17 protein-coding genes are annotated in these 16,160 nt (G+C 34.7%); 11 read left to right on the top strand and 6 right to left on the bottom strand.

The features are described 5' to 3' along the window. From BFG57_RS05095 to BFG57_RS05085, 4 genes are all read left to right on the top strand, one after another. Nucleotides 1-732 (top strand): LytR/AlgR family response regulator transcription factor, encoded by a 732-nt coding sequence (locus tag BFG57_RS05095; protein ID WP_069716550.1) that lies wholly within the window; start codon nucleotides 1-3, stop codon nucleotides 730-732. A 240-nt stretch (nucleotides 733-972) separates the two neighbouring features. Continuing rightward, complete coding sequence (locus BFG57_RS05090; protein ID WP_069716398.1) at nucleotides 973-2,412, top strand: carbon starvation CstA family protein; 1,440 nt, start codon at nucleotides 973-975, stop codon at nucleotides 2,410-2,412. 2 nt (nucleotides 2,413-2,414) lie between these two features. Continuing rightward, nucleotides 2,415-2,570: a hypothetical protein gene (locus tag BFG57_RS18820; protein WP_175428272.1), complete on the top strand. Its 156-nt coding sequence runs from the start codon at nucleotides 2,415-2,417 to the stop codon at nucleotides 2,568-2,570. 201 nt (nucleotides 2,571-2,771) lie between these two features. Further along, complete coding sequence (locus BFG57_RS05085; RefSeq protein WP_069716397.1) at nucleotides 2,772-3,785, top strand: S66 family peptidase; 1,014 nt, start codon at nucleotides 2,772-2,774, stop codon at nucleotides 3,783-3,785. Nucleotides 3,786-3,841: 56 nt separating this feature from the next. On the opposite strand, the gene cydS is transcribed toward BFG57_RS05085, so the two are convergent. Genes cydS through BFG57_RS05075 form a run of 3 tightly spaced genes read right to left on the bottom strand, consistent with a single transcriptional unit; the run spans nucleotide 3,842 to nucleotide 6,311 of the window. Next, on the bottom strand, nucleotides 3,842-3,949 hold the full coding sequence (gene cydS, locus BFG57_RS19590; RefSeq protein WP_425388472.1) for a cytochrome bd oxidase small subunit CydS family protein: 108 nt from the start codon (nucleotides 3,947-3,949) through the stop codon (nucleotides 3,842-3,844). 13 nt (nucleotides 3,950-3,962) lie between these two features. Then, the gene (locus tag BFG57_RS05080; RefSeq protein WP_069716396.1) at nucleotides 3,963-4,976 is read right to left on the bottom strand and encodes a cytochrome d ubiquinol oxidase subunit II; all 1,014 of its coding nucleotides are present in this window, start codon (nucleotides 4,974-4,976) and stop codon (nucleotides 3,963-3,965) included. 12 nt (nucleotides 4,977-4,988) lie between these two features. Further along, complete coding sequence (locus BFG57_RS05075) at nucleotides 4,989-6,311, bottom strand: cytochrome ubiquinol oxidase subunit I (RefSeq protein ID WP_069716395.1); 1,323 nt, start codon at nucleotides 6,309-6,311, stop codon at nucleotides 4,989-4,991. 433 nt (nucleotides 6,312-6,744) lie between these two features. Here BFG57_RS05075 and BFG57_RS05070 point away from each other — a divergent pair, with 433 nt between their 5' ends. Next, complete coding sequence (locus BFG57_RS05070; RefSeq protein WP_175428271.1) at nucleotides 6,745-7,923, top strand: beta-ketoacyl synthase N-terminal-like domain-containing protein; 1,179 nt, start codon at nucleotides 6,745-6,747, stop codon at nucleotides 7,921-7,923. A gap of 16 nt (nucleotides 7,924-7,939) precedes the next feature. Further along, nucleotides 7,940-9,697 carry an ATP-binding protein gene (locus tag BFG57_RS05065; RefSeq protein ID WP_069716394.1) on the top strand — a complete coding sequence of 586 codons (1,758 nt, stop codon included), beginning with the start codon at nucleotides 7,940-7,942 and terminating at the stop codon, nucleotides 9,695-9,697. 664 nt (nucleotides 9,698-10,361) lie between these two features. Here BFG57_RS05065 and BFG57_RS05060 read toward each other — a convergent pair. The 3 genes from BFG57_RS05060 to BFG57_RS05050 are packed head-to-tail and all read right to left on the bottom strand — an operon-like array spanning nucleotide 10,362 to nucleotide 11,455. Further along, nucleotides 10,362-10,931: a manganese catalase family protein gene (locus BFG57_RS05060; RefSeq protein WP_069716393.1), complete on the bottom strand. Its 570-nt coding sequence runs from the start codon at nucleotides 10,929-10,931 to the stop codon at nucleotides 10,362-10,364. Between the two features lie 33 nt (nucleotides 10,932-10,964). Then, nucleotides 10,965-11,192, bottom strand: a complete 228-nt coding sequence (locus BFG57_RS05055; protein ID WP_281186617.1) for a spore coat protein CotJB — start codon at nucleotides 11,190-11,192, stop codon at nucleotides 10,965-10,967. Between the two features lie 32 nt (nucleotides 11,193-11,224). Then, complete coding sequence (locus BFG57_RS05050; RefSeq protein ID WP_069716391.1) at nucleotides 11,225-11,455, bottom strand: spore coat associated protein CotJA; 231 nt, start codon at nucleotides 11,453-11,455, stop codon at nucleotides 11,225-11,227. Between the two features lie 135 nt (nucleotides 11,456-11,590). Between BFG57_RS05050 and BFG57_RS05045 the strand changes: the two genes are divergently transcribed. The 5 genes from BFG57_RS05045 (at nucleotide 11,591) to BFG57_RS05025 (ending at nucleotide 16,071) form a co-directional block, all read left to right on the top strand. Continuing rightward, nucleotides 11,591-11,965, top strand: a complete 375-nt coding sequence (locus BFG57_RS05045) for a hypothetical protein (protein ID WP_069716390.1) — start codon at nucleotides 11,591-11,593, stop codon at nucleotides 11,963-11,965. 17 nt (nucleotides 11,966-11,982) lie between these two features. Next, nucleotides 11,983-12,744: a metallophosphoesterase gene (locus BFG57_RS05040; RefSeq protein ID WP_069716389.1), complete on the top strand. Its 762-nt coding sequence runs from the start codon at nucleotides 11,983-11,985 to the stop codon at nucleotides 12,742-12,744. 185 nt (nucleotides 12,745-12,929) lie between these two features. Further along, the gene (locus BFG57_RS05035; RefSeq protein ID WP_069716388.1) at nucleotides 12,930-13,841 is read left to right on the top strand and encodes a MerR family transcriptional regulator; all 912 of its coding nucleotides are present in this window, start codon (nucleotides 12,930-12,932) and stop codon (nucleotides 13,839-13,841) included. A 243-nt stretch (nucleotides 13,842-14,084) separates the two neighbouring features. Next, nucleotides 14,085-14,678, top strand: a complete 594-nt coding sequence (locus BFG57_RS05030; protein ID WP_069716387.1) for a genetic competence negative regulator — start codon at nucleotides 14,085-14,087, stop codon at nucleotides 14,676-14,678. Between the two features lie 472 nt (nucleotides 14,679-15,150). Continuing rightward, nucleotides 15,151-16,071 (top strand): D-alanine--D-alanine ligase, encoded by a 921-nt coding sequence (locus tag BFG57_RS05025; RefSeq protein WP_069716386.1) that lies wholly within the window; start codon nucleotides 15,151-15,153, stop codon nucleotides 16,069-16,071. Nucleotides 16,072-16,160 lie beyond the last annotated feature (89 nt).

The raw sequence follows: 16,160 nt of genomic DNA, 5'->3' as shown, positions 1-16,160 counted from the left end.
ATGGATAAGATTAAAACAATAATTATTGATGATGAAGTGTATAGTAGAGATGAACTGAAACATTTGCTATCATTTTATCAGTTTATTGAAATTGTTGGGCAGGCAGATTCAGCTGAAAAAGGCTTGAAAATGATCATGAATATTTCACCTGATGTGGTGTTTGTTGATATAGAAATGGGATACATGACAGGCATTGAACTTGCTGATACACTACAAAAATTAAAGCAACCACCGAAAGTCGTGTTTGCAACAGCACATCCAGATTATGCAGTAAAAGCCTTTCGACTGGAAGCAGTTGATTACTTATTGAAGCCTTTTGATGAAGATGAACTTGAAGAAACGGTTAAACGTTTAGAAAATCATTTTAATCAAATAAATACAACACTACATCTTGAAAAGACACTCGGAAAGCTGGCTGTTGAAGAGGGAGAGCGTATTCATTATATTACTCCTGAAGAAATTTTGTATATGAGCGTTGAACAGAGGGAAACGAAGTTATATACGAAAGAAAAAATCTATAACACAAGAATGACACTTAAAGAACTTGAAGATAAGCTCTCCTCTTATTCTTTCTTTCGCACACATAAAAGTTTTCTCGTAAACTTGCAGAAAATTGAACAGTTAATCCCATGGTTTAATGGTGCTTATCAAATTAAAGTAGAAGATCGTATAGAAGAGATTCCGGTAAGCCGCAACTATGCAAAGTCGTTAAGGAAAAGGCTTGAGATATAGGGTGTTTTTATGGTGAAGTGCTATGTCTAAACAACAAGAGATTTCCTTTAATACTAAGTAACTTAGTTCTTGCTTTCCGCTGTTTTACGTGTTGGAAGGAAATAAATACATCTTATACCATTATAAATACATGTTATACGCAATGTAACTATGAATAAATCCCTTTCTACTATAATAAACTCATAAATATTTGTAATTATGATTGAAAATGAGATTAATGTTGGAAGGGGATTGAATAATGTGGTTACATTTTTAATTTCTATTGCTCTATTAATTACTGGTTATTTTACTTATGGTAAATTTGTTGAACGTACTTTTGGTGTTAAGGAAGAGCGTGAAACACCTGCATATCGAATGAAAGATAACGTCGATTATTTACCGATGAATACTAAACGTAATGCATTAATCCAGCTCTTAAATATTGCTGGAGTAGGTCCGATATTTGGCCCGATACTCGGTGCTCTATACGGGCCAGTTGCTTTTTTGTGGATCGTACTTGGCGCAATATTCGCTGGTGCTGTTCATGATTATCTAACAGGTATGATTTCTCTCCGAAATAGAGGAGCACATATTCCAGAGCTTGCGGGTAAGTTTCTTGGAAAAACGATGAAACATGTCATGAATGGTTTCTCTATATTGTTGTTATTATTAGTCGGAACTGTGTTCGTATCAGCACCCGCTTCACTCCTTCATAATCTAACATCAAATTGGCTCGGTCTTGGAGTCATCGTAGGTGCGATCTTTGTTTATTATATTATTGCAACCATTTTACCGATCGATAAGATTATCGGACGTATTTATCCATTTTTTGGAGCATTATTACTGTTTAGTGCCGTTGGAATTGGAGCAGGGTTAGTTTTCACAGGCGCACCGATCCCTGAATTATCTTTTCAAAATATGCACCCTGACAAAGCTCCAATCTTTCCATTACTATTTTTAACGATTTCATGTGGAGCGCTTTCAGGCTTCCATGCAACACAATCACCAATTATTTCTCGAACGACGCAAAAGGAATCACAAGGACGTAAAATATTCTACGGGATGATGATCACTGAAGGGATTATTGCAATGATCTGGGCAGCTGCAGCGATGAGCATGTTCTCTGGAACGGACTTGAATAGTTTAATAGCTGCTGGTGGACCTGCAGCGGTTGTAAGTGAAGTTGCAACAACGATGCTCGGAGCAATTGGTGGCACACTTGCCGTAATCGGTGTCATAATCTTACCAATTACATCTGGCGATACGTCATTTCGAAGCTTGCGTATGATTATTGCTGATTATTTCAAAATTTCACAACGTAAAGCGACTACACGACTCTGGATTGCACTACCTTTATTTGCACTATCATTTGCACTTACTAAGATCGACTTTACGATTTTGTGGAGATACTTCTCATGGGCAAACCAATCAACTGCGATGATTGCATTATGGATTGGAGCTATGTATCTTATTCTTTCGAAGAAAAATTATTTTATTGCGATGGTTCCAGCAACATTTATGACAATGGCAACGTTTACGTATATTTTATATGCGAAAATTGGATTTAATCTTCCGTTAAATGTTGCATATGTTGTTGCAGCTATTATTACGGTAATTGTTGTTGGTTTATTCTATCGTTCTGCATTTAGACAGATGAAACAGCCATTCCCACTTGATGATGATATGGATGAGGCTGCATAAAGGTGGCTTGCTGTAATCGAAACCTACGTGAGCACGTTAACGAAGAAGAAGAACGCATTAATGCACAAGGTGAAGATATAATTCCAGTTTTATTAAAAGTCATCAGTATACTAGTAGTTGCAGTTGGTTTAAGTATAGGTCTATCACAAATCAACTGACTCCAAGACTTTTACATCAATACCTGAATAGTTATTGATGTAGAAATAGAAATCTGACTGATGGAAATGTTACTATATCATAAAAGCGAGAGGGCTAACGAATGACAGTTGGCTTTCTCGCTTTTTTGCATATGTTAAAGCAATTTTTACTTCATTAATGGTAAGATATTAATAATTTTACTAACAACTGGAGGTACAAATATGATTACATATCCACATTTAAATAAAGGTGATACGGTTGGTGTAACAGCGCCTTCATCGGGTGTGCCGACAGAATTACATGATATGTTCAAACAAGCGATAAATAGTATGGAAAGGAAAGGCTTCAATGTTGAGTGTGGAAAAACAGTATGGACACAACATAAAGCGAAATCTGATTCTGCCAAGAAAAGAGCCGAAGAACTTAATCAATTTATGAATGATGACAGAATCGACCTTATAATACCACCGTGGGGAGGAGAACTATTAATTGAAATACTAGAATACATAAACTTCGAACAATTTAAACCTAAATGGATATTAGGTTACTCGGATGTCAGTGTTTTGTTATTGGCGATTACATTAAAGACTGGTATTGCAACTGCACATGGAACGAATATAGTAGACTTAAGAGGGGAATATTCGGATGTTACGACTGAAAAGTGGCAGTCAGTATTAACAACAAAACAGGGTTCATCAGTTAAGCAGTATTCATCAGAAAAATACCAAAAAGAGTGGCAATTTGATAATCCTACTCCGTGTGTATTCCACTTAACAGAAGATACGGATTGGAAAGCACTTCCGAATAATAATGTAAGTGTTCAGGGAAGGTTGCTAGGTGGTTGTGTAGATGTTGTAAGACATCTAATTGGTACCCCATTTGGTAATGTTGAACAATTTCAACGAGATTATATTGATGATGAGCCAATCGTATGGTATTTTGAAAATTGTGAATTAACCACTACAGATTTACGAAGAACACTTGTTCAAATGAAACTTGCTCGTTGGTTTGAGAATTGTTCAGCTATTATGTTTGGAAGAAGCACGGCGAATGAAGTGGTTGAGGGATACACGATTGAGGATGTATACATCGATTTATTTGAAGAACTAAACATACCAATTATTTATGATATTGATTGTGGTCATGTTCCACCACAATTAACTTTAGTTAATGGTTCCTATGCGAAAATCGAAGTAGAGAATGGGAAAGGTAATGTAGTTCAGATATTTAAATAATCTATTATAAAGAAACAGAAGCCACTTTGACAATGAGCAAAGCGGCTTCTGAATTGTTATTCAATGTTTTCTAGGAATCGACCTTTCATTCCCCAAATAAATAACCCTGCGATTGATAATCCGACAACTAACAATGGTGCATACATAATTAGAAAATGTTGCATAATAAATTCCTCCTTATTTTTGGCCTTTGACGTAATCGTGATTGAATAAAAATAACTTCATTAATAGGTAAAGGGACGGAATGAGTACACACAATCCTAAAATGAAAACTACGACAAGTGCTTTTGCCATCGTTTCATTTGTGAACCCATCATAGATCGTTAAATATGGATATAGTAAGTATGGATAATGAGAGAATCCATAGGCGAAGAACGCAAAAGCATACTGCATGACAACTGCAAGAAACGCCCAACCGAAATGAATTCCTTTATAAATGAAATATACTGCTACGATGAAGCAAATGAACGATAGTACGAACAGCCATCCTATTTCAATCATTCGCTCGAAGTGTATTGGATTTTGAAAGCGTAACATGTACATGACAACTAAAGCTGACAGAATTGAAGGTGCGCTCCACAATAATGCATATTTCCTTAATAGAGTTTGTGCCTTCAAATCGTTTGCTTTGTTCGCATAATAAGTGAGAAAGCTAGCAGAGATGAACAAAACACTAACGAAAGCAAGCATGACGACACTCCAAGAATAAGGGTTTGTCAATAATTCGCCTAATTGTAGTGTTACTTTATCTCCTTCAACGGTAATAAATCCACCTTCTGAGATGGTTAGTACTGTTGTGAGTGATGCAGGAATGAGCACTCCTGTAATCCCATATAGAACAGAGTAAAGCTTTCGATCAGGTGCTCCGTAATTTGAAAATGCATAGTAAGAACCACGTATAGCTAATAAAATAATCGAAACACTTCCGGGGATTAACAATGCTGTGCCATAATAGTAGGCTGTTTTCGGAAAGAAGCCTACTATTCCTACGAAGAAGAAAACGAGAAATACGTTCGTAACTTCCCACACAGGTGAAAGATAACGTTGTATAACACGGTGAATCATATGCTTTTTCCCTGCCCAATCACTGTAAGTACTATAAAACCCAGCTCCAAAATCGATTGAGCCAATGATTACGTAGCCAAACAAGAAAATCCCAAGCACAGTAATACCGAGAAGCTCTAAGGTCATGATCGTCACCTCCTATGATTCAAGTAATTCTTTTTCAACCGGATTTTCTTTGAATAACTTTCTAAGAACGATAATTGATCCAATTGCGAGTAAAATATAAACAATGATGAACACAACTAACATTAAGCCAACATGTTCAGATGTTGTTGCTCCTTCTACTGTTTTCATGTAGCCACGTAAAATCCACGGCTGTCTTCCAACTTCGGCAAAAATCCACCCGAATTCAATTGCTAAGATGGCAAGTGGAGCAGATAAGACAGTGAATCCCATTAATGCCTTATGATATGCAAATCGTGTTGCAAAACGTTTGAGCATTAAGTAAATGAAAGAAAGTGCCGTTAATGCCATACCAATCGTTACCATCAGATCAAACAAATAGTGAATATATAATGGTGGACGTTCGTCCTCTGGAAATTCGAGTAATCCTTTTACTTCACCTGATGGAACTCCGTGAGCAAGGATACTTAATGCGTACGGAATTTCAATTCCATTTTCAACTTCCATATCTTCATTTAAAGTTCCGTATAAAATTAGTGGAGCATTTCCCTTAGTTTCAAAGTGCCACTCTGCTGCTGCAAGTTTTTCAGGTTGATATTCTGCAAGGAATTTTCCTGAAAAGTCACCAATAATAGCAGTCGCACATGAAAATACGAAAGCAGCTACCATTGTTAAGTGGAGAGCCTTTTTATAATAAACATGCTTGTTTCCTCTTAAAATTTTGTATGCAGCAATTGCCGCTAATACAAACGCAGATGTCATGTAAGCTGATGATAAGACATGTGCTACTTTCGTTGGAGTTGCAGGATTAAACATCGCAACTAGCGGTTGAATGTCGGTGATAACTCCATTTTCTAGAACAAAACCTTGAGGTGTATTCATAAATGCATTCACTGTTGTAATGAAAAATGCTGACATTGAAGCTCCAATTACCACAGGAATGATCAGTAAGAAATGTTTAAATGGATTTTTAAATCTATCCCACGTATAAATGTAGATTCCTAGAAAGATTGCTTCTATAAAAAACGCAAATGTTTCCATGAATAGGGGAAGACCAATTACTTGACCAGCTATTTCCATGAATTTTGGCCATAATAAGCTTAATTGTAAACCTATTGCTGTTCCTGTAACTACACCGACGGCAACAGTAATAACAAAACCACGCATCCATCTTCTGGCAAGCAAAAGATAATGTTCATCATTTTTCTTCAATCCTATCCAATGCGCCAGTGCAATCATCAGTGGTACTCCGACACCAATCGTTGCGAAAATAATGTGAAAGGCAAGCGTAAGTGATGTAAGTAACCGACTGTATGTTGCTGCATCATATTCAAACATTGGAAAACCTCCTCTTCTTCATCATCTGAATATCCGACTGATAAATGACAATAGCATAATGATGCCGACACTAACTGAAACGATAAATAACCATTTTTCTTGTTTTTTAATCATAGAATCACCTTCTGCTATTAGAATTATTGTGAAAAAAGTCACAAACTTAGGCTACTCTAATTGTAATACATTTTTTTATATAAACATGTTGTATATGTGACTAAACCATGAACCTTTAAATAAATCAATTTTCCTTTTTCAAATTAGTACGCTTTCATTTCCTAACTTGATTATAAAATGAAATAGTGTATAAATTTCCTCTAATTGTTACAATCTCACACAATTGTCAACATTTTATTTGAATAGAGTACAAGTTTCGACATACTTTTTGATATGGAAGAATTATACTTGTGAGAAATAGTTGAGGAGTGTGTTTGTAGTGGAAAGAGTATGTATTACAGGTTTTGGTGTTAGAGCACCTAAGATTAGTAATGAAACAGAGTTCAAGAGTGTGTTAGAAAAAGGATTGTCTGTGTTTTCTTTAACAGATGGGTTAAATGAGGAAAAAGTATTGTGTGGGATCGTTGATGATCAGTTTGATGAAGTAAATGGTGTTAAGTTAAAGAAATATCCACGTGCGACAAGAATGGCTATCGCTGCAGCATTTGACGCCTACAAAATGTCCGAAATTGACCAATTAAAAAATAAGAAACGAATTGCAGTCGTATTTGGTTCATCAAGCGGAAATTTTAACGAAATTGAAGAATATGTAAGTTTAGTTGCAAAAGATCAATATAGAAAATTTCCACCAACTGCGGTTGGAAAGATGAATGCTAGTAGTATTGCGTCTGGTATTACATCCTTTTTAGGATTAAATGGATTATCATTTACAGTTTCAAATAGTTGTACATCAAGTTTGGATGCTGTTAATATCGGCAAGTTATTAATTGAATCTAACCAAGCTGACATATGTATCGTTGGAGGAGTAGACTCAACAATTTGTAAGACAGCTTTTTATGGATATTCTAAGCTAAAGATACTAAGTCTAGAAGAAGATCTTGAAAAAATAGGAGGTCCTTTTCAACCAGGCAGCGGTTTTATAATGTCAGAAGGAGCAGGGGCTATCATTTTAGAACGAGAATCGGAAGTGATGGACGATAACAAAGAAATCTTAGGTTACATAGATGGAATACATGCTAATCAAGATGGAATGTCAATATTTCATTCTGATACTAGTGGAGAAAATATGTTAACAGCTGTTAAAAATACAGTGCGAGAACACACGCCGACATATGTTAACAGTCAAGCATTGGGAATACTAGAGAATGATAATATTGAAGAATTTGTTCATACCACTTTGTTTGATGGACAAGTTCCAATAACGTCGATTAAAGGGATGATAGGGCATGCTTTTGGTGCTTCGGGTATCCTTCAATGTATTGCAAGTCTAATTTCTATGAAGCATAGTTTTATACCACCTACTACACATTCGTCTCAGGAAAAATACGAGAAATTACCTTTAGTAAAAGAGACGAAGTATGTACCAGTAGATAGTACTCTAATTACAAATCATGGTTATGGTGGTAACAATACGAGTCTATTATTATCCAAAGTGTAGGAGGAGCAATGGAAAGATGAATTTCATTCTGTTAGGCTCAGTCGCTCTTATTCCAGTAGTGTTGGGATTAACGATCGCAGTTAATGATAAAGGTGAACTATCTAAGAAATTGTGTTTATTAATGATTTTAATTTCAATGTGGCAATTAGATATTTCAGTATTATATGCTGGTCAGTTCCTTAACGAAAAAATAATAGAATCTCTTTTTCGATTATTTAGAGCGGGCTCTATTTTTTTAGGTCCTGCAATCTTTATTATTAGTCAATTTGTCTATAATAAAGTGAGGAATGAGCAACATGATCTTTTGAAATATATTTACAACAAATATGTACTAGGCTTGTTCTTTTGTTACAGTTTATTTTTATATATTGTAGGGTGGACGAACAAAGGTCTACTAGGTTTGGAAGTGGTTAGAGGATTATCAATACCACATTACTATCCAATGTATGGAGAGTGGGGAAGTTTATTTACGATTAATCTAATTTTGATCGTATTGAATGTGTTGCTACTAACTTATTTGTCAATTGTAGCAAGAAGTATAGAAGGTTATCCTCTTTCAATAGGTTTACCGTTATCATTTTTACTGCTATGTATTATTGGATTAATAAGCATTACTGATAAAGTTCCATTATATGTATCAAGTATGAACTCCATACTGATAACAATCTTAATTTCGACGATATACTTTCAAATGCATACGAAAATGATTGGAGTCATGAATACTAAATTAGAGGAACAGCAAACCTTTTTGAAAAAAGTCATTGATCATAACCCCAGCTTTATTTATGTGAAAAATGATAAAGGGCAGGTTGTTTTAGCCAACAAAGCTTTTTTGAATTTTTATAATGTAACAATGGACGAAGTATATGGTCTAACTGAAGATAGCTTGGATATTCCAGACAACGATTTGAAAAGGCATCAGGAGCAAGATCAGTTTGTGATTGAACAGGGAAAAGAAATCATTCTTGAAGAAGATGTAATGATTAACTGTAATAATGAAACAAAAATTGTTGAGATTACAAAAGTACCTATTACTAAGAAGTCTACTCGTCATATTTTATGTGTAGTCAATGATATTACTCAAAGAAAAGAGAATGAGAAAATACTTATTCAATCTGAAAAGTTAAATGTTGTTGGAGAATTAGCTGCTGGCGTAGCACATGAAATACGTAATCCTTTAACAACGCTTAAAGGTTTCACTCAAATTATGAAGTGTGCAGAACCTGAAAAATACAAAGGTTACTTAGATTTGATGTCTAATGAGATTGAACGGATTAATTCAGTGGCAGGTGAGCTACTCACGATTTCAAAGCCAATGGACGTTCCATATACAAATGTAGATGTAGATCGGATCTTACAAGATGTTAAGTCTTTATTAGATACGAATGCAATCTTAAACAATATACAAATTAATATTGTAAAAACTGAAGACGATTTCATCTGTAGTGGGAACACAAATCAACTGAAACAAGTTTTTATTAATCTCATTAAAAACTCAATTGAAGCAAAACCTAAGGATGGAAAGGTCCACGTGATTCTTGAACGTAAAGATACACGTATACATATAAGCATAATTGATCTAGGCAAAGGTATATCCAAAGAAAGAATCAAAAAGATCGGAGAACCATTCTATACGACGAAAGAGAAGGGGACAGGTTTAGGTTTAATGGTATGCTTTAAGATTATCAAAGACCATAAAGGTAAAGTTGAATTTCAAAGTGAATTAGGAGAAGGAACTACTGTTGAGATTCAATTGCCAGTTGCACAAGCTTAATAATGATTTTGCTAAAGGCGCTTTTTTTAAAAAAATATGAGTGTTTTAAATAACGACTTGTTTCGTTTAACTAACCATCAATGGGCTATGAAGGAAACCCCCACTGATGGTTAGTTTTACTTTATTTCATCTATTATGCTCACTTCTTGAGGACAGCGAACGAAGTGTACCATCCGATCTTTGATACGAAAGCGTTTACTTAATTGCGTATAAAAAAAGTTGGATGGAATATGAAAACTTCACTGAACAATTAGGAGATATGGGGCAATATGTATATGGTTTTCCTGAATGGATTCAATTAATATAGAAAAAAAGAAACTATCTGGTTTTTACGGTTGGGTCTATGAAAATAGAAGTACAGGTGAAGTTATTGTTTCAATGAGGGGTGATGGATAGTTGGAACACGATTAATGGGGATTTTGATTTAGATGAAAAAGTTTGTGTTACAAAAGTTTTGAATTCTAATTTAAGCCAAGATATCAGGGGTTTATGAAGTAAGATTATTTAGAGGTAAGTACAGAAAGTAACTTTATCTTCAATTTAACAGGGCATTTTAATAAAATACAATTAACCAACAATGGTCATAGTATTTGTTTTCCACTGAAGGTTAATTGTATGAAGTAAGTGTTCCAAGATCGATTGTTTTACACATTTTTGTTTTCTCTTAGAATACTTTCTTTCTATCCCGTTCTTCCTTCAAAATTTCGACTGCTTCACGGAATCGTTGTGAATGGATGATTTCTCTCTCTCGTAAGAATCGTAAACCATCATTTAGATCTGGATCATCTGATAAGTTAATGACCCATTGGTATGATGCACGTGCCTTCTCTTCTGCAGCAATATCTTCATATAAGTCGGCGATAGGATCTCCTTTGGATGCGATATAGCTTGCAGTCCAAGCTTGACCGGCTGCATTGGTATAGGTGATTCCTTTGCCATGCCCCGCATAACCATCTGCAAGTCCTGCTGCCTCCAGTTGATCTGGTGTAGCGTCCTTCGTTAATTTATAGATCATCGTTGCAAGCATTTCTAAATGAGCAAATTCTTCTGTACCGATATCTGTTAACAATCCAACTACTTTATCGGGTATCGCGTATCGTTGATTTAAATAACGAAGTGCAGCAGATAATTCCCCGTCAGCACCAGCATATAGTTCCATTAAGTACTTTGCTAGGGTAGGATTACATTGGCTAACTCGGACAGGGTATTGAAGCTTTTTATCGTAATACCACATTTTTTAAGCGTACCTCCTTCGTTATGTGCGGGATTATACTTGCCATGGCCAAGGGGCTTTTTTCCAACTGAATGGGAAGCTTACGTAGCTATTTCCATATTGTTGTAATGGGCCAAATTGTTGTTCAAATTCTTGTCTTATATGCATGCTTTGCTGGGCAAGGTCGTTGAATTGTTGAACAGCTTCAGCATCTTTTGGGTGAGTATCTAAGTATAAAGTAAGATCAATCAGTGCAAAGTCAACAGCCTGCAATTTCTCCATAAGAATATAGTAGGTATCAGGCAATTGTTTTTTCATTGCTCATCTTGCTCCTCTCTATGCTTATATGGGCTCTTATAAGGATTGTAAAAAATTGGCCATAACGTTCCTGCATACAATGCTTCTCTTAGTGGATATTGAGGAAGTCCATATGGTTGAAAGCCTACATATAAGTTTGGTGGCGTTTCGTATGATTTCTCACGAATTGGTCGACAAGGGTCGAACTGACTAATGAAAGGATAATAATACTTTCGCATCGTATACATACGTGCATCCTCCTTGTGCGTAGCTTTGGCTATTCTATTTAAATGTATGATGTGTTGATTGTCCAACATGTCTTTTTATTTATGTTCATTGTTAATGTGAATTATTCATAAAGTTATACGTAAGGAGGGTGAGTAATGAATAGGACATTTTTCTTGATCTTTGGAACAGGTTGTGGATGGTTGTCTTTTAGAATATTTAAGGGGATGACTATTACTAACTGGACAGATTTTATATTTGAACCGACAACATTTTTAACAGGTATGACATGTTTTACGTTATCGTTCCTATGTTTATCTGTCTTTGTTAGGAGAATTATGAGTAGTATGTTATTTTCTGATGATACAAAACGCTGGAGAGAATTGTTGGTCAATGTTTCTGTTTTGAGTTGTAGTTTTATTTTTTTATTTGCAATCTATCGTATGCAAGTACTTGCACTATTAATTTTTTCTATATTATATGGTATGATTTCGTTAGATTTGAATCGTGAACGGGTGAGGAGAAGAGGTTGAACCAGGAGGGTTTTACGATGCTTTATGTATTTTTAGTATTTAATATTAGTTTCGGCATTGTGTATTATATGTGGAAACAAGCTGATAAATGGAAATTAGAAACTTCTACATTAACATATGAAGATTTCCCAGAAGGCTTTGATGAGATCAAGCTTTTTTTTATTTCTGATATTCATAAACGGAGCATTCCAGATGAAATGATCGAATTTGTTAAAGGGAAGGCTGACCTTGTATTGTTAGGTGGAGACTTAATGGAAAGAGGTGTGCCATTTGATCGAGTCAGAAAAAACATCCAACAATTGAAGCGGATTGGACCAGTATACTTTGTATGGGGTAATAATGATTATGAAGTTGATTATCATCAATTAGATGCCTTGTTGTTAGATGAGGGTGTAATAATTTTGGATAATACAGCTGTGACCTTTGAATCTAAAATAGGAGAAAAATTAATTTTATTAGGTGTCGATTGTCCAACCAATAAACGTGATAATTTACCATTAGCACTAAAGGATAGCGAAGAAGGGTTTAAAATTTTAATGAGTCATGATCCATCAATTGTAGATAAGATTCATATAGAGGATAACATTCGCTTAACTGTAGCTGGACATACGCACGGTGGTCAAATTCGAATCGGTCCATTTGGTCTTTATGAAAAGGGTGGTATTAAAGAACTTAATGAGACTGTTTTATTTGTAAGCAATGGATATGGAACATCGGCACTTCCTTTAAGGTTAGGTGCACCTGCACAGGTTCATTTAATAACAATTACTTCCTCATAGTCCTAGTAAGATATACGTTGGAATTCATACAATTAAATAATTGAATTTGATTTAGTTATTGTAAAATTAGTTGAACTATAAGAGAAAATAACTTCTATTATAAATAAATTTTCTAATTGATAAGTAGTAATCGAAATAATAAAAAAATGTTTCGAGTTTTATCATGTAACGTAATGGAGGGACAGATGGCTGAAATTCAAGGCAAGTACAATATTAAAGCGGTATCGAAATTGATCGGTGTTCAGCCAGGAACTTTACGTGCTTGGGAGCGTCGTTATCAGATTATTTCACCAAAACGAAATGAAGCTGGATATCGATTGTATACTGAGGATCATGTTAAGATGCTCAAATGGTTAGTAAACAAGGTAAATCAAGGTATTTCTATAAGTCAGGCTATTAAATTGCTTGATGAATTCGAACTGAATAATGACGATTACTTTGAAGAGAGAAGTGATCTAAATCGTCTCGAAATAATTTCAGATCAACTGTTACAAACACTCACCCATTTTAATGAACGGAACGCGAGAGAAATATTACATCATGCATACAGTTTGTATTCACTCGATCAAGTGTTAGTTGATGTGTTAGGAAGGGGATTGCTAAACGTTCGTTCTCAGTGTGAAAATAATATACTGTTATCTGAACAGGAGCAATTTGCATCTACATTCATTCGTTCTCAAATTAGTGCTGCATTGTATACGTTACCTGTTAACTCAATATTCCCGAAGGTAATATCTGTATGTGGACCAGAAGAGATAGATGAATCAGAATTATTAAGCTTTACATTATTTCTAAAAAGAAGTGGATATGATGTTGTTTATGTAGGTTCGAGTATTCCGACTGATAATATTTCTATTATTTTAGAAAAAACATGCCCGAGTTTTGTGTTTCTGTCATGTACGTTACAAAAAAATGTTTCTCAAACTCTAAAGCTTGCACAAAATCTTAATGAGAAATATCGTGATCTTTCGGTAGGTATTCGTGGACAAGCTGTTGAATATCTGTTACAAGAAAAGAATGAGCATAGGCATTTAATACTTGGAAAAACAAAATATGAGTGGCAAAATTGGTTACAACTTTATCAAAAGCAATTGTAGAGCTGGATTGAATTATGCATTGGTATTGTGTCACTGAATACTGAAGAGCAAATGAAAGTTATTATATAGATGATGTAGCTTATTGAATGATAATTTAGTCGCTGTAGAATTCAAGGGGAAATACTTGTCTTTTTTTTATGAGAAAAGTAAACTAATTTATACTAAAAATAGAACCATCTTTTTATTTTATCATATCATGTTATAAGAGTATGTGTGGTAGTTGATGGTAAGGAGGGTCGCATGATGCGCCTAGAACGATTAAACTATAATAAGATTAAAATTTTCCTTACATTCGATGATCTCTCTGAAAGGGGTTTGACACAGGAGGATCTATGGCATGATATCCCTAAGGTGCACCAATTATTTCGGGATATGATGAACGAAGCTAGTAATGAACTTGGTTTTCGTGCGGAAGGTCCAGTTGCCGTAGAAGTTTTTTCGTTACAAGCACAAGGGATGGTTGTAATCGTAACTAAGGGAAATATCGATTACGATGAGGAAGATGAGTTCTCAGATGATTATATTGAAATGCAAGTGACGTTGGATAAAAGTGATGATATTTTTTATGAATTTGATACTTTTGAAGATGTGATTCAAGTTGCCATTCGGTTGAATAAATTAGGTGTTCATAATGGATCATTATATGCATATAATGAGAGGTTTTACTTATTGCTCGATGAATGGGGATTGCCCAATATCTCAACAGATACGTTAGTTGCCTTTTTAGCTGAATACGGTAATTCTTCTACTTTTACGATTCATCGTATTCATGAATATGGAAAGCTCTTAATGGATAAAAATGCAGTAGCTCAGCTTACTGAGTATTTTGCAAGATAAGTAAGTATAACAATTAAAAAAATCTAGCTACAAGCGCTATCTGCTCAATATATAAAGTAGACGGGCGCTTTTTATATTTTATAAATATATATATAAAGAAGTATTCTTCCCGTTATGGGGCCAAAATGATTATATTACATAAGGAGCAATTACGATGGGTAAAGAAAAGGAATGAATAAAAATGTAAATCTTAAAACGTTCCTAACAAGTTGTTTAGAAAATTTAGTATCTATTGAGGAATGTTTAATTCTGTTCATTGTTTAAAGAGTTGACATTAAAAGATGTAATTTACCCATTTTCACGTTTAAAAGAACGTGGTATTCTTATCAAATGCGAAGAAAAAACTATGCATTTTTTTAACTAGTGTGAAGTTATAGAAGGTTATGAGGCAACAACTGTAATACATATACAAATGCACACAACATTAAAGAGTGAATACAATATTTTTAAAAGCCCAAGGAGTGTGAAAGCTATGAAAGTTGCAGTGTTATACGGTGGAACATCAGCTGAGCGAGAGGTTTCACTTTCAAGTGGTAGGGGAATTATGGAAGCATTGAAACAAAAGGGGCATGAAGTAATCGGAATCGACTTTCATCCAAACATGATAAATGACATTTTAACTCTCGATGTTGATATTGTTTTTATTGGGCTTCATGGACGACTAGGAGAAGATGGTAGTATCCAATCGTTACTGGATCTTGCAGGTATTCCTTATGTGGGCTCAGGAGTTCTTGCATCTGCATTAGCCATGGATAAAGCAAAATCAAAAGTAATGTTTGCAAATGTAGGCATAAGAACTGCTCAGGACGTTATATTACAAAAGTCAACGTTTTCAAAAGAAGATTTTAATTTACCGTTTTCTCTTCCAATTGTAATTAAACCAAACCGCGAAGGTTCTACAATCGGTCTTACGATTGCACATGATGAAGAGGAAGTTTTAAAAGGGCTTGAGTTTGCATTTGAACATGATGAAGAGATTATGATAGAACAATATGTTAAAGGTACTGAAGTAACAATTGCAGTAATTGGTGAACGAGGTAAGGAACAGGCAATGCCAATCATTGAAATTGTTCCAAAAAATAAATACTACGATTATGAATCAAAATATGCACCAGGTGGTAGTGAACATATTATTCCTGCACGCATTAATGACGAAGTTACACAATTATTGTTGAATAATGCTGTACTTGCTCATCAAGTACTAGGATGTGAAGTGTATTCGCGCGCTGACTTTATTATTCCAGATAATGGTGAAAAGCCAGTTATATTAGAAGTAAATACTTTGCCTGGAATGACACCTACTAGTTTATTCCCGGATGCAGCAAAGTATATTGGAATAAAATATGAAGAAATGATTGAAGAACTTGTAAATTTGTCTTTGAAAAAGCGATAAAAAAAAGTATTCCATCTAAATCAAGCTTATGTTAATATGCATATGTAATCGTTTTCAAAGCACTTTTTTAATTCATGTAAATGTTGTAT

The organism is Bacillus solimangrovi, from assembly GCF_001742425.1.
Taxonomy (GTDB): domain Bacteria; phylum Bacillota; class Bacilli; order Bacillales; family Bacillaceae_N; genus Bacillus_AV; species Bacillus_AV solimangrovi.
Note: the sequence above shows the minus strand (reverse complement) of the source record. Positions and strands in the feature narration are given on the sequence as shown.

Coding starts and splice junctions, on each gene's coding strand:
- BFG57_RS05095 (WP_069716550.1), top strand. CDS start 1: ATGGATAAGATTAAAACAATAATTATTGATGATGAAGTGTATAGTAGA.
- BFG57_RS05085 (WP_069716397.1), top strand. CDS start 2,772: ATGATTACATATCCACATTTAAATAAAGGTGATACGGTTGGTGTAACA.
- cydS (WP_425388472.1), bottom strand. CDS start 3,949: ATGCAACATTTTCTAATTATGTATGCACCATTGTTAGTTGTCGGATTA.
- BFG57_RS05080 (WP_069716396.1), bottom strand. CDS start 4,976: ATGACCTTAGAGCTTCTCGGTATTACTGTGCTTGGGATTTTCTTGTTT.
- BFG57_RS05075 (WP_069716395.1), bottom strand. CDS start 6,311: ATGTTTGAATATGATGCAGCAACATACAGTCGGTTACTTACATCACTT.
- BFG57_RS05065 (WP_069716394.1), top strand. CDS start 7,940: ATGAATTTCATTCTGTTAGGCTCAGTCGCTCTTATTCCAGTAGTGTTG.
- BFG57_RS05060 (WP_069716393.1), bottom strand. CDS start 10,931: ATGTGGTATTACGATAAAAAGCTTCAATACCCTGTCCGAGTTAGCCAA.
- BFG57_RS05055 (WP_281186617.1), bottom strand. CDS start 11,192: ATGGAGAAATTGCAGGCTGTTGACTTTGCACTGATTGATCTTACTTTA.
- BFG57_RS05050 (WP_069716391.1), bottom strand. CDS start 11,455: ATGTATACGATGCGAAAGTATTATTATCCTTTCATTAGTCAGTTCGAC.
- BFG57_RS05045 (WP_069716390.1), top strand. CDS start 11,591: ATGAATAGGACATTTTTCTTGATCTTTGGAACAGGTTGTGGATGGTTG.
- BFG57_RS05040 (WP_069716389.1), top strand. CDS start 11,983: ATGCTTTATGTATTTTTAGTATTTAATATTAGTTTCGGCATTGTGTAT.
- BFG57_RS05035 (WP_069716388.1), top strand. CDS start 12,930: ATGGCTGAAATTCAAGGCAAGTACAATATTAAAGCGGTATCGAAATTG.
- BFG57_RS05030 (WP_069716387.1), top strand. CDS start 14,085: ATGCGCCTAGAACGATTAAACTATAATAAGATTAAAATTTTCCTTACA.
- BFG57_RS05025 (WP_069716386.1), top strand. CDS start 15,151: ATGAAAGTTGCAGTGTTATACGGTGGAACATCAGCTGAGCGAGAGGTT.